This window comes from Chryseobacterium sp. SNU WT5 (assembly GCF_007362475.1).
Lineage (GTDB): Bacteria > Bacteroidota > Bacteroidia > Flavobacteriales > Weeksellaceae > Kaistella.
The window spans coordinates 2,797,188-2,810,997 of the sequence record NZ_CP041687.1 but is presented as its reverse complement, the minus strand read 5'-3'; the positions used below and the strand labels follow the sequence as shown (position 1 = coordinate 2,810,997).

12 protein-coding genes and 1 tRNA gene are annotated in these 13,810 nt (G+C 35.2%); 7 read left to right on the top strand and 6 right to left on the bottom strand.

All coding sequences use genetic code 11. The annotated features are described in order from the left end of the window. Window position 1: 1 nt before the first annotated feature. Window positions 2–75 (top strand) — tRNA-Arg (locus FNJ88_RS13270). A 28-nt stretch (window positions 76–103) separates the two neighbouring features. On the opposite strand, the gene prmA is transcribed toward FNJ88_RS13270, so the two are convergent. The 4 genes from prmA to FNJ88_RS13250 all read right to left on the bottom strand — a co-directional run bounded on the left by prmA (window position 104) and on the right by FNJ88_RS13250 (window position 4,590). Continuing rightward, complete coding sequence (prmA, locus tag FNJ88_RS13265) at window positions 104–931, bottom strand: 50S ribosomal protein L11 methyltransferase (protein ID WP_143853710.1); 828 nt, start codon at window positions 929–931, stop codon at window positions 104–106. A gap of 58 nt (window positions 932–989) precedes the next feature. Further along, window positions 990–2,111, bottom strand: a complete 1,122-nt coding sequence (locus FNJ88_RS13260; RefSeq protein WP_143853709.1) for a lactonase family protein — start codon at window positions 2,109–2,111, stop codon at window positions 990–992. Window positions 2,112–2,344: 233 nt separating this feature from the next. Beyond that, entirely contained in the window at window positions 2,345–3,346 is a 1,002-nt protein-coding gene (locus FNJ88_RS13255; protein ID WP_143853708.1) for a glycosyltransferase, read from the bottom strand. Between the two features lie 68 nt (window positions 3,347–3,414). Then, window positions 3,415–4,590: a class I SAM-dependent RNA methyltransferase gene (locus tag FNJ88_RS13250; protein ID WP_143853707.1), complete on the bottom strand. Its 1,176-nt coding sequence runs from the start codon at window positions 4,588–4,590 to the stop codon at window positions 3,415–3,417. 167 nt (window positions 4,591–4,757) lie between these two features. On the opposite strand from FNJ88_RS13250, the gene FNJ88_RS13245 reads away from it, so the two are divergent. Together FNJ88_RS13245 and FNJ88_RS13240 are read left to right on the top strand one after the other, a co-directional pair. Continuing rightward, window positions 4,758–5,498 (top strand): class I SAM-dependent methyltransferase, encoded by a 741-nt coding sequence (locus tag FNJ88_RS13245; RefSeq protein WP_143853706.1) that lies wholly within the window; start codon window positions 4,758–4,760, stop codon window positions 5,496–5,498. A gap of 14 nt (window positions 5,499–5,512) precedes the next feature. Beyond that, window positions 5,513–6,205 (top strand): ZIP family metal transporter, encoded by a 693-nt coding sequence (locus FNJ88_RS13240; RefSeq protein ID WP_143853705.1) that lies wholly within the window; start codon window positions 5,513–5,515, stop codon window positions 6,203–6,205. 72 nt (window positions 6,206–6,277) lie between these two features. On the opposite strand, the gene FNJ88_RS13235 is transcribed toward FNJ88_RS13240, so the two are convergent. Next, on the bottom strand, window positions 6,278–7,678 hold the full coding sequence (locus tag FNJ88_RS13235; RefSeq protein ID WP_143853704.1) for an OmpP1/FadL family transporter: 1,401 nt from the start codon (window positions 7,676–7,678) through the stop codon (window positions 6,278–6,280). A 25-nt stretch (window positions 7,679–7,703) separates the two neighbouring features. Next, on the bottom strand, window positions 7,704–8,651 hold the full coding sequence (locus FNJ88_RS13230; RefSeq protein WP_143853703.1) for a prolyl-tRNA synthetase: 948 nt from the start codon (window positions 8,649–8,651) through the stop codon (window positions 7,704–7,706). A 144-nt stretch (window positions 8,652–8,795) separates the two neighbouring features. Between FNJ88_RS13230 and proS the strand changes: the two genes are divergently transcribed. From proS to FNJ88_RS13210, 4 genes are all read left to right on the top strand, one after another. Then, entirely contained in the window at window positions 8,796–10,271 is a 1,476-nt protein-coding gene (gene proS, locus FNJ88_RS13225; protein WP_143853702.1) for a proline--tRNA ligase, read from the top strand. A 119-nt stretch (window positions 10,272–10,390) separates the two neighbouring features. Next, a complete protein-coding gene (locus FNJ88_RS13220; RefSeq protein ID WP_143853701.1) occupies window positions 10,391–11,659 on the top strand; it encodes an OmpA family protein in 1,269 nt (422 codons plus the stop codon). A gap of 106 nt (window positions 11,660–11,765) precedes the next feature. After that, the gene (locus FNJ88_RS13215) at window positions 11,766–13,091 is read left to right on the top strand and encodes an Nramp family divalent metal transporter (protein ID WP_143853700.1); all 1,326 of its coding nucleotides are present in this window, start codon (window positions 11,766–11,768) and stop codon (window positions 13,089–13,091) included. Window positions 13,092–13,182: 91 nt separating this feature from the next. Further along, window positions 13,183–13,722 (top strand): nucleotide exchange factor GrpE, encoded by a 540-nt coding sequence (locus FNJ88_RS13210; RefSeq protein WP_143853699.1) that lies wholly within the window; start codon window positions 13,183–13,185, stop codon window positions 13,720–13,722. Window positions 13,723–13,810 lie beyond the last annotated feature (88 nt).

Sequence of the window (13,810 nt, the reverse complement as noted above, 5' to 3'; positions counted from 1 at the left end):
AGGCCTCGTGGCGCAACTGAATAGCGCACCTGATTACGGCTCAGGAGGTTACTGGTTTGAATCCAGTCGAGGTCACTAAAACCTAGCATTTCGCTAGGTTTTTTTATTTCTCCAGTAATAAAGAAACCCATTCTTCCCGCTGTATTTTCTTTTTCAATGTCAGTTTTTGTTCGTTGCAAACTTCCAGAATATCATCTACGTCGAAGAAACATAATCCAGATAGCAGCAATTGTCCGCCTTCATTTAAAACTGAAACATAAGTTGGAATATCGGAGATCAAAATATTTCTGTTGATGTTCGCCAATATAATATCATAGTTCTCACTTCCTAGGTTCTCGGCAGTTCCTTGAGAGATTTCGAGTTCTACGTTATTTCTTGCTGCGTTTTCAATGGAATTTTCTACGGACCATTCATCAATATCAATTGCTACTGTTTTCCCAGCACCTTGTTGTTTAGCGAAAATGGCTAAAACTGAAGTTCCGCAACCCATATCCAAGACCGCTTTGTTTTCGAAATTCATGTCCAACATTTGCTCGATCATCAAATAGGTTGTGGCGTGATGTCCAGTTCCAAAAGACATTTTTGGTTGAATAATGATTTCGTGCGGTAAGTTTTGATCGTCATGAAATTCTGCACGAATGGAAACTTGATCTTCAATATTTATAGGTGAAAAGTTTTTTTCCCACTCTTCATTCCAGTTGATATTCGGCATTTCTTTGAATGTATAAGAAATGTTGATCTCAGGATTTTGAAGCAAATGAACTTCTTTTAAATCTTGCTCTTTAAATAATTCCGCCTGAATATATCCTAAAATTCCGTCGTGCTCTTCTGTAAAACTGTCGAAACCAATTTCGATAAGTTCTGCCATCAGGATTTCATTCCAGGGTTGTAAAGGCTCTATTTTAAAATTGAATTCTAAGTAGTTTTGCATTGTTTCTTTTTTGCAAAAATAAGGATTTTCAGCGGGAATTTCATTTCTGAAAACTGACTCAATACTTTCTGATTTTCACACAGGAAACTCCGTATATTTTTAATTTTTTACCGACTCTTTTCAACAGACCATTTTGTGCATTTCTTTTAAATACAACCACATCTCCACTCACAGAATTGGTAGCGATCAGAAAATTACCGGATTCGTCCATTCCAAATACGCGCGGATGTTTACCTAGCGTCGACTGAACGCCGACTTTTTTTAAAGTGCCCTCTTTTTGAATTTCAAATATTGAAATAATATTTTCGGACCCACGATTTGAAGCGTATAGAAATTTCCCATCCGGAGAAATATGAATATCTGAACTTTCGAAATTGTCTGTATGTCGGTCAGAGTGGGAATTTATTTTCTGAATTTTTCTTAACATGCCGCTTTCATAGTGATACGCTTCAATTGTCGCTGTTAATTCCTCGATACAATAAGCGAATTTTTCGTTGGGATGAAAAGTAAAATGTCGGGGCCCACTTCCTAAAGTCGTTGCCATAAAAGGTGGTTCTGCAATTTCCAAAGGTTGTGTTTTTTCGTTATCAAAGGAATAGACTCGGATCTTATCTGCTCCAAGATCTGGAAAAAATACATAATCGAATTTGGGTGAAAAAACCGCTGCATGAATATGTGATCTTTCCTGGCGGTGAGGATCGATACTTCCTTCTTCAAAATGAAAATTTTGAACAAATGGTTCAATTGTTCCATTTTCTGAAATGGGATAAACCGAAATACTTCCTTCTGAATAATTGGCATTAATAAGCCATTTCCCATTTTTATGAGCCGTAAGATAAACGGGATTTTCTCCGCCACTCTTTTGACTGTTGATAAAGGTGAGTTTTTTATTTGCCGGATCAAATTTAAAACTACTTACTTTTCCACCATTTAGCGTTTTGCTTTCTGTACAGGCATAAACATAATTTCCATCTGGCGATAAAGTTAGAAAAGAGGGATTAAGAATATTTTTTACGGTAATTACTTTGATAAGTTTTCCGGTGTCTGTATTTAATTGATACACGTAAATTCCATCGGTATTTTTGTCTCTGTTAAATGAACCCAAAAAGACGTAAGTATTTTGAGCGAATAAATTAATAAAGGAGAATAGCAGAATTAAAAAGGAGCTTATTTTTTTCAATGTACTGATTTAAAATTCTTGGTAAAAATAATTAATTTTCGATTTAAAATAGGATTGCGCCGCGGATTGAACGGGAGGTTTGAGCTCTTTTTTATCGTTCTCAGCAAAGTCGAAGACGATGGTAAAAAACCGAGTCGTGAAAGCCGGAAAATGCGTCTAAAAAATAACTGTTAAATAAAGTCTTTCGACAAAGTCAATTGTGCGTCCTGAACGAAGAATATTATAATTTTAAACTATGGTTTATGGAAATGAGAAGGAAATGCATCTTCAGGTTTCTTGCGAAAAACATTCAATAAAATCCAGGATTTTAAGAATCCGTAACCATAGGAAAACATTTGAATATAGGTTGCAATAATCGCCATCGCAGCGATGCTGACATTTCTGGTTTGGTATAAGGCATGAAAGAAAATAACAAAGGTATAAAGTCCGTATAAGCCCAATATAGCTCCCTTATGAAAGAAAAAATACTCAATAAATCCGAGGAAGTAGCCAATTAAAAAAATCGATGGAAAGGCGAAGGAAATCTTCACATATTTTGGGTGTCGCTGATTAAGAATTGGTCGTGCACAACCGAACTGATATACCTGTTTCGAAAACTTCCCGAAATCTACTCTCCGTTTATGATATACGCCAATATCATCAAAGAACGCTGTTGTAAAGCCATTCTCCCAAAGTCGCATGGAAAGGTCTGGATCCTCACCAATACGCATTTCTGAAAAACCACCAACTTTTTCAAATGCAGATTTCCGAACGCCCATATTGAAACTTCGTGGTTGAAATTTGGTAACTGCTTTCTTGTTCCCTCTGATCCCACCAGTTGTAAAAACGGACGTCATAGAATAGGATATTGCTTTCTGCATCAGATTGAAGCCTTTGTGAGCTTTGTCGGCACCACCAAAAGCATCGCACGAAATTTCGGAAATGTTCTTCTTAATATTTTGGATATAATTGGATTCAACAATCACATCGGAATCGACAAAAACCAGCCAGTCATTCTTAGCTCTTCTGGCTCCATAATTACGTGATAATCCAGGACCGGAATTATCTTTGCGAAAAAACTCAATCGTTAAACTTTCGTGAAATAATTCAGCAGTTGGACGTAAATTTAGAATAGAACCGTCATCCACAATAATCACCTCAAAATCTTTATCGGTTTGATGCGATAAGGAGTTGAGCAACTCGAAAAGTTCGTCTTTTCGGTTATAAATAGCGATAATGATTGAGATTGACGGCATAGTTTATTTAGGCACAAAAAGTTTTATTTCTAAAATTTTTCAAAAGTTCAAAAAGAAAATGGAATTGATTAACTACCTCCTTCTCTACCTTCTAATTTGTGAATTTTCTTGGTTCCTTCATACATTTCATATTGCATAAAACGACATTCTAATTTTCCGTTATAGAGTTTAATTTTTCGTGAAGGTCTTAGTCCTACTCTTTTTATAGAATCTAAATCTGAAGAAATTAACCAAGCCAAAGTGTTTGGATAATTTTTCTTGAAAGTATCACCAATCGTACTATAGAATTCATCATCGTTGATTACAATTCTTTCGTCATACGGTGGATTGAAAACCATTAGTAAAGGAAATAATTCTTTTTTAGATTCAAAGAAATCTTGTTCTTTTACTTCGATAACATCATCCATTTCCGCAGCTTCAATATTAATTCTAGCAGCATGTAACATATTGGAATCGATATCATAACCAATGATTTTACCTGTAAATTCTTTTACTCGATTGATCCTAACATCTTTGATGGTTTGAAATAATTCTGCATCGTAATTTAACCAGTTTTGAAAACCGAATCTCCTGCGAAAAATCTGTGCAGGTAAATCCATCGCAATCATCGCAGCTTCGATCAATAATGTACCTGAACCGCACATTGGATCAAGGAAGTTTCCTTTTCCGTCCCAACCTGCCAATTGCAACATTCCAGAAGCGAGTACTTCGTTTAGAGGCGCTTCACCTTGTTCCTTTCTGTATCCTCTTTTGAATAAAGCATCTCCAGAAGAATCCAAAGAAACGGTTACCAATTCTCGATCGATGTGAAGATGAATTTTTATGTCTGGATCGTGCGTATCTACACTCGGTCTTTTATTATATTTAAATTTAAAATAATCAACGATCGCGTCTTTCATTTTTTGAGCCATAAATTGAGAATGCGAAAAACGCTCAGAATAAATGGTGGTATCGATAGCGAAGGTCTGATCAACGGTCATATATTCTTCCCAAGGAAAATCGAAAAGCTTATCGTAGAAACGGTTTTCGTCCCAAGCTTTAAAGGTTAAGACTGGAACTAAAACTTTCAAAGCGGTTCTGGCGGAGTAATTAATCTTATAAAGAAATCCTAAGTCGCCTTCGCAATTTACTGCGCGGTTTTTAACTTCAACATTTGTTCCGCCTAGTTTTCTGATCTCTTCTGCTAAAATTTCTTCGAGTCCGAAAAAAGTCTTGATCTGTATTTTTAAATTTTCTGTATCCATATATTGATGATCAACAATTTGTTGAAGTTTATTTAAGTTGAGTTTATTATAAAATATGTTTTCAAACTACAAATTGAATTTGTTGGCTCCCCGAAGATGATTATAATCAATAGAAATCTTTTTACAACTTGTCGTTTTCCAATTGCAAATTTAGTTATTTTTGCAGAATGGCATGGTTTGAAACTTGGTTTGATACTCCTTATTATCATATTCTATATAAAGATAGAGATTTTGCAGAAGCAGAAAACTTTATCACCTTACTAATCAATTACTTAAATCTACCGAAAGATTCTAAAATTATTGACCTGGCTTGTGGAAAAGGCAGACATTCTGTTTTTTTAAACAAAATGGGCTATGAAGTTTTAGGATTGGATTTATCACAACAAAGCATTGAACATAACAAACAGTTCGAAAATTCAGATTTAAAATTTGAAGTTCACGACATGCGAGATGAGATTTTCACCCAACTATCATCACAGAAAGTTGATGCAGTTTTCAATCTCTTCACCAGCTTTGGATATTTCGAAGATGAAAATGATGATAAAAAAGTTTTTCGGTCAATATCAAATATCTTGAAGGAAGACGGATATTTTGTATTAGATTTTCTGAATGCAAAATGGGTTGAAAATACACTCGTTCCAGAAGAGAATATGACTAAAGAAGGAATCAACTTCACCATAAAGAAGAAAATTGAGAATCAGCATGTGATCAAAGATATTAGTTTTAAAGATCAGGGAAAAGATTTTCATTTTTTCGAAAAGGTAAAACTTCATACGTTGGATGAAATAAACAGGTACGCCGAAGAATTCGGTTTTGAAAGAATCACTACATTCGGTGATTATCATTTAGGTAAATTTGATGTAGAACAATCAGCAAGATGTATCAATTTGTTTAAAAAGAAGAACTAATAAATTCCGTAATTATGATTATTATTCTCTTAATTTTAAGTGTTTTAATTGGTGTATTTCTCGGAAAATTTTTTGGAGATCGGGAGAAGTTTGCAAAAAATTTATTGATTGTAAGCGCGGGATTTCTTATTACTATATGTTTGAACGAAGTTTTCCCGGAAGTATATTCTGGAACAAATAATAATATTGGACTTTGGGTGATCGGTGGAGTTTTGCTTCAAATGCTGCTTGAAAACTTAACTAAGGGCTTTGAGCACGGTCACTTTCATCATCATAGCGAAGGAAAGAATATCCTTCCAATCGCATTGATGATTGGAATGTTTATCCATGCATTTTTAGAAGGAATCCCATTGGCGAACGAAACTGAAACTTTCACTCCCTACTTAACTGGAATTTTGGTGCATAATATTCCCATCTCCTTTATTCTTGGTGCTTTCCTAGTAAAAAATAAAAAATTCAATCCTTCCGCATTTTTAATTATTGCAATTTTTGCATTAGCCTCACCTTTAGGATTAATATTAGGAAAATATTTTAATCCTAATTTAGAAGTGTACTTTCTAGCTTTAGTAGGTGGAATTTTTCTTCATATTTCATCAGTAATCATTTTTGAAAGCAGTAAAAATCATAATGTAGACTGGAAGAAAATTGGCTATGTAACCCTTGGAGTACTATTGGCAATGACTGGCCATCTTTTCCACCATCATTAACAAATAGTAGCGATAAAAAATTAAATAGGCTTCAATTATCTTGAAGCCTATTTAATCTGCATTATTTCTATTTTAGAATTTCCATCCTAAGGTAAGGAAAAAATTATCTTTCTTGTTCTTCACATTAGATACAATTGAAGAATTTGATTCGACTACATATTTATCAGAAAAATAACCTGCATTGTTTGCTGCACTTCCTGCTAAAAAGGGATTTTGATAATCTGAAGAAATACTTTGATATGCTGCGTCAAGATAAAATGATTTAAAATCATATCCAAGGCCAGCTCCGAAAGTCGTTCTATTTCCCACTAATAGTTTATCAAAAGAATTATTCCCAGAGGTACCTGCGTCCGAGAATGAGTTCAAATCTACAGAGTTAAATGGACTATTTGCATAAGCGTAACCTGCTCTTAAACGAAAAGCGTCTATTCTGTATTCCGCTCCCGCTTTAATTTCTGACATACTTCTAGAATGGTCATTGAAGAAACTATTCAATTCAGTTTCTGCATCTCCACGCACCTTATATTGGGGCTTTGTCAAACCTATAGTATAATCTATATTAACTGCAAGATTCTTACTAGGTACAAAAGCAGCACTTAACGTCGCTTTTAAAGGAGTAGAAAGTGTTCTGTTCTCCGAGTAGGTACCATCAGTAGGATTTTCATATTCATCAAAAGCCCGCTCAATAGTCCACCAAGTTGGAGTTTCCAAAGCTGCTCCAACTCTGAATTGAGGATTTATTTTTCCAATAATTCCTACTGTTGCTGAAAATCCATTCGAAGATTCAGAAAACGGAGTATATTGCTTATGATATTCCGCTGTATTATTATCTGACGATGACTGAAAGGCTGCAGAATCATACTGATCCACTACCAAGGTATGAAAATTTAAACCTCCACCCACATAAATTCGGTTATCATAATTAGCACCAACCGCCATACTCATTTTGGAAAGATTTCCGTATCTATTATAGGCATGACCTGCGTAACTTAAGGTCGTCGGAATATTATTTGCACCAATAGCATTGAAGTTTATATTTGCATTCCCTGGAGTTTCAGTGTAATCTTCAATCGACTGATTAGAATAATTGACTCCAATATTGACAAATTTCCATGGGGAATTTCCGGCAACTCTAAAAGCAACTACACCACCAACATTTCCGAGGTCTGTATTGTTTACCTTGTAATCAATTGAACTCCCATTAAAAGATGAACTGTTATTGCTTTTAGTAATTGATAATGTTCCAGACATTTCGCTGGCGATGTTGACGCCGATCCCAGCTGGATTAGAATTAAGTACAGAAACTTCTCCACCAAGAGCTCCCATTGATCCTGCCATTGCATTATAACGTGCAGAACCATTTAGCGAAGAGTTTGAATAAGCATCTACCGTATTTCTTAGTGTAGAAATATCTTGAGCATTCACAAAATAAACTGCAGAAATACCCAATATTATACAAGTTTTTTTAATCATTTTAAATATTATCCTTAATTATATGTTATCTTCTGAAACCGCCTGACTGTCTTGTAGAACCTGAATTGGATGATCCCCTATTTGAACTGCTTCCCGAGCTTCCTGATCTAAATCCACTATCACTCGAATTGGTTCTAAATCTCGGCTGTTCCTGAGGAGTTACCTGCCTTTGAGGCACATTTTGTCTCTGCTGATTTTTTTGCGGAGTAGTTCTAAATCTTGGTTGATCATTTTGTCGCTGATTCGTTCTATAATCTGTATTTTGCTGATTACTATTTCTAAAAGTTGGACTATTCTTTCTAAATCCAGCAGATTGATTATTATTTGATCTTACTGTATTATTACCATCATTTCGGAATGCACCAGTAGCACCACTTCTCTTGTAGTTAAATGAAGGTGCGTTGTAATTATTATATCGGTTACCATAATAACTGTTGCCATAGTAATAGTTGGATGGGTAGCCGTAAGGACCATAACCGTAATAAGGATTGTAATAACCATAGAAAGGATAATATGATCCGTAATAAGGATTGTATCCGTAATTCCATGGATTATAGTAATTACCATAACCGTAAGGAGAACCCCACCCGAAATTCATTCCAAAACTGAAACCAGAGTTATATCCATATGGATACCCATAACCCCACGCATCATTATAATAAGTATCGGTACCAGTATAGGTTCCAAAGTCAGAATTTTGATTGTTTTTCCAACTTTCATTTCGATTATCAGAATTTAAATATTTGTTTTGATCATCTGTAACCTGATAATCATAATATTCATTTACATGATTTCCGCTACTCATCACTACACCTTCTGGCAAAGTATCTTTATTGGGATCGTAATAAACGCCATCAGTCTCTGTATAACCCATGGCAGCACCACAAGAAGTTAATAGCATCCCACCAACGATCGCAAAAACCGATTTTAATTTTAGTGAATTTAGTAAGTTTTTATAGGTAATATTTTTCATGATAAGGTGAAAAAGTTTTAATTAATTTATATTTGCACATTATACCAAAATTGTACCAATCAACGGGTATAAATCTTGTGTAATAATACGCTTTTAAGTTTAGATATTAAAAGCCTCACTTAGTTAAATCAAAACATCAAAATAATGGCAAAACTTACTTCGAGAGCCGAAGATTATAGCAAATGGTATAACGAACTAGTAGTAAAAGCGGACTTAGCAGAAAATTCTGGAGTTCGGGGTTGTATGGTAATTAAGCCATATGGTTACGCTATATGGGAAAAAATGCGCGATGAATTAGATAAGAAGTTCAAAGAAACTGGTCATCAGAATGCGTACTTCCCTCTTTTTATTCCAAAAAGTTTTTTCGAAGCCGAAGAGCAAAATGCAGAAGGATTTGCCAAAGAATGCGCAGTTGTAACCCACTATAGACTTAAAACTGACCCTGATAATCCAAAGAAATTAATCGTTGATCCAGAGGCTAAGTTAGAAGAAGAATTAATTGTTCGTCCAACTTCTGAAGCCATTATTTGGAGTACGTATAAAAAATGGATTCAATCTTACCGTGATTTACCAATTTTGATTAATCAGTGGGCTAATGTCGTGCGTTGGGAAATGAGAACTCGTTTCTTTTTAAGAACTGCAGAATTCCTATGGCAAGAAGGACACACCGCTCATGCCACCAAAGATGAAGCAATTGAAGAAACTGAGAAAATGATTGATGTCTACGCAACCTTTGCTGAGGATTTTATGGGCATTCCCGTAATTAAAGGGGTTAAAACTGCCTCCGAGCGATTTGCGGGAGCTGATGACACCTATTGCATTGAAGCGCTAATGCAGGATGGAAAAGCATTGCAAGCCGGGACTTCTCACTTTTTAGGACAAAATTTTGGGAAAGCATTCGATGTAAAGTTTACGACAAAAGAAGGAAAAATTGAACATGCTTGGGGAACATCTTGGGGAACTTCAACTCGATTAATGGGTGCTTTAATCATGACGCATTCCGACGACTTAGGTTTGGTTCTTCCACCATCTTTAGCACCAATTCAGGTGGTAATCGTTCCAATATTTAAAGGTGATGATCAATTAAATCAAATTAATGAGGTTGCATTTTCCATAGAGGAAAAGTTAAAAGCAAAAGGAATATCAGTAAAATATGATAACCGAACTGATAACAAACCAGGTTGGAAATTTGCCGAGTACGAATTAAAAGGTGTACCTGTAAGAATCGCAATGGGTGCCAGAGATCTGGAAAATAAGACGGTAGAAATTGCAAGAAGAGATAATCTCACTAAAGAAGTTCAACCAATTGAAAACATCGAAATCTATATTGAAGAACTACTTCAAACGATTCAGAAAGATATTTATAATAAAGCTTTATCTTTTAGAGATGCTCATATTACGCCAGTAAATTCTTATGAAGAGTTTAAAACTGTTTTGGAAGAAAAAGGTGGATTTATTTCTGCTCACTGGGACGGCACTGCGGAAGAAGAGGAGCAAATTAAAAATGAGACAAAAGCCACTATTCGATGTATTCCTATAGACAATAAGATGGAGGAGGGAATTTCTTTAATTACGGGGAAACCTTCAAATCAACGAGTTATTTTCGCAAAAGCCTACTAAAAATTTATAAAAATAGCATTCATTTTAAATGTTAATTTTTTTATAAAAAAATAGAATTTTATCTTAATGGATTAAATTTTGCATGCAGTTGATTATTAAACTTTAAAAATTAAACTATTATGGCTTTAAACATTATCGACCTTATTAAAGGACAGTTAGGTCCAGCGTTAGTATCGCAGGCAGCTTCTCAATTAGGAGAAAGTGAATCTGGAATTTCAAAAGCAATAAGTGGATTATTACCTGCGATCGTAGGTGGATTGGCTAACAATGCAGACAAACCAGGGATTCTTGATGCAATTACAAGTGCCGGTTCAAGCGGAATGCTAGGTAACCTATTAGGTGGATCCTCAAACAATTCATTAATTACTACGGTTTTAACATCTATTTTTGGTGATAAAATTAGTGGATTGGTGAATGCAATTTCTTCGTTTTCTGGAATTAGCAGCTCTTCTTCTAGCTCATTATTAAACATGGTTACCGGTGCAACCTTAGGTTCAGTTGGTAAATATGCTACCGATAATAATTTAGGAGCATCTGGAATTACAAACTTACTACATGATCAGAAAGGAATTGTTTCTTCTTTATTACCTGCAGGTCTTTCTTTAGCTTCATTAGGTTTAGGAAACGTATTTGGTGGTAATGATGCAGTAAAAGTAACTTCATACGATCAGCCGAAAGTAGAAGTTAACAGAGCTGGTGAAACACATGTTACTTCTACGCCCGACAATAACGAGGGAGGATCAATCTGGAAATGGTTGTTACCTTTGTTATTATTAGCTTTAGCTGCTTGGTTCTTATGGAAACAATGCAATAAGCCAGCAGATCAAACCGTCGTAACTACAACTGATTCTACAGCAGTTCCTACTGATTCATCAGCAATGATGAATGATACAGCAGTAGTAACTGGAACAAAAGAAGTTACTGATATTGATCTAAACGGTACTCCTATCAAAGGTTATGCTAATGGAATGGAGGCTACAATGATTAATTTCTTAAAATCTGACGGTTATAAAAATGCAGCAGATGATTCAGCACTAAAAGACACATGGTACAGTTTTGATAATGTGAACTTCAAAATGAATTCCGCTACTGAATTAGAAGCAGGATCTGAAGGTCAGTTACAAAATTTAGCTGCGATTCTGAAAGCATATCCAGAGGCAAAAATCAAAGTTGGTGGATATACTGATAATGTTGGTGATGCAGCAGTTAACAAAACAATTTCTCAAAAAAGAGCAGATTTCATCAAAGGGCAACTAAGCAAATTAGGTGTAGCTTCTCAAGTTGTTGAGGCTAAAGGATACGGAAGCGAATTCGCGACTGTTCCAGCTACAGCTTCAGATGCTGAAAGAGCTGTTGACAGAAAAATGGCTGTTCGATTTACAAAATAATCTTACTTTCTATAAAAATGAATCCCGAATTATTTCGGGATTTTTTTTGTTTTATAAATAATACCAGAAATTTTTTATTTATTTTTGTTAGAACAATCTAACATTTGTGAGCAGTTCAAAAACGCCGTGGAGAAGAGAGAAGCATTCCAATTCTTTACCAGAAGTTTTTTCATCTATTAATATTCCGAAAGACGCTGGCTTTTGGAAGAAGTTATTTGCTTTTGCTGGCCCAGGACTTATGATTGCTGTTGGTTACATGGATCCAGGGAATTGGGCAACTGATATTGCCGGAGGAGCTGGTTTTGGTTATACCCTACTTTCTGTAGTTTTAATATCCAATTTATTTGCAATGATTCTCCAACATTTATCTCTAAAATTAGGAATTGTTGCAGAAAGAGATTTAGCACAAGCTTGTCGAGATCATTTTGGTCCTAAAACTAATTTCATCCTTTGGATTTTCTGTGAAATTGCAATTGCTGCTTGTGATTTAGCCGAAGTCATCGGTTCGGCTATCGCTTTAAATCTACTATTCGGAATTCCTCTAACCTGGGGAGTTGCCATCACCATCATAGATGTTTTTATAATTCTCTTCTTACAAGCAAAGGGATTTAGAATTCTAGAAAGCATCGTAGCAGGTTTGACGATCGTTATTCTCGGAAGTTTTCTGTACGAGATTATATTGAGCAAACCGGACCTTTTCCCTCTACTTAGTGGTTTGGTTCCGCAAAAAGAAATAATTACAAATCCATCCATGTTATATATTGCTATCGGGATTTTGGGTGCAACCGTAATGCCACACAACTTATATTTACATAGCAGTATTGTACAGACAAAAAATTATGACCGGACGCACGAGGGTAAAAAAGAGGCCATTAAATTTGCGACCATTGATAGTACAGCATCTTTATTTGTAGCTTTTTTCATCAACGCTGCTATTTTAATTGTTGCAGCGGCAACATTTCACACTACCGGAAATCATGATATAGCCGACATTCACGATGCACACAAAATGCTGACACCGATCCTAGGCACTACTCTAGCAAGTATATTTTTTGCCATAGCATTATTAGCCTCCGGTCAGAATTCTACATTAACAGGAACTTTAGCGGGGCAAATTGTGATGGAAGGTTTTCTCAATATACGATTGAAACCTTGGCTCAGAAGATTATTAACGAGATCTATCGCGGTAATTCCTGCACTAATTGTAACAATACTATACGGTGAAAAAGGAACAACAGATCTACTTCTTTTATCGCAGGTTATCCTTTCGATGCAATTAAGTTTTGCAGTAATTCCTCTGGTGATGTTTACTAACTCAAAATTGAAAATGGGTGAATTTGTAAATAAAACATGGCTAAAAACTTTAGTTTGGATTATTTCAGCAATTATTCTCGTTCTCAATCTGGTATTACTCTATCAAACTTTCTTTTAAAACAAGACCATTAACGCTAATGTCTGCCGAAATGTCCTAAAGTACATTTTGGCAAAATCTTTGTGAATTGCTGAGTACTAAAATTAATATTATGTCAGAGAATAAAGATATTCACGAAGAAAAGTTAAATCCACAAGAAGAGGTCAATAACGATCCAATAGAAGATACGGCTTCAGATGTGACAACACAGCCATCTTCGGAAGACCTTTTGGCAGAAGAAAAAGATCGATATATCCGATTATTCGCAGAATTTGAAAATTACAAAAAGAGAACTACCAAAGAAAAAATGGAGTTCTTTCAATATGCTAATCAGGACATGATGATCTCTATGTTAGATGTTCTGGACGATTTTGAGCGTGCAATCAAGGAAATTGCTAAAAATGGCAATGAAGAAGATTTGAAAGGTGTGGAGCTTATTTATAATAAATTTAAAAATAAATTAAATGATAAAGGCTTGAAACCAATAAGTGTAAATGCTGGTGATGATTTCAATGTGGATTTCCATGAAGCAATTACCCAAATTCCTGCACCTTCAGAAGATCTGAAAGGAAAAATTGTAGACGTGATAGAAACCGGTTATCAACTTTCTGATAAGGTGATCCGTTTCGCAAAAGTAGTTACTGGAAACTAATTTAAAAAGTCGAATTGTGCAACCCGGCTTGAGCGGAAATCCTTTTTTTTGTTGGGAACAAAGCGAAGGCAAAAAAAAAAGATTGGGA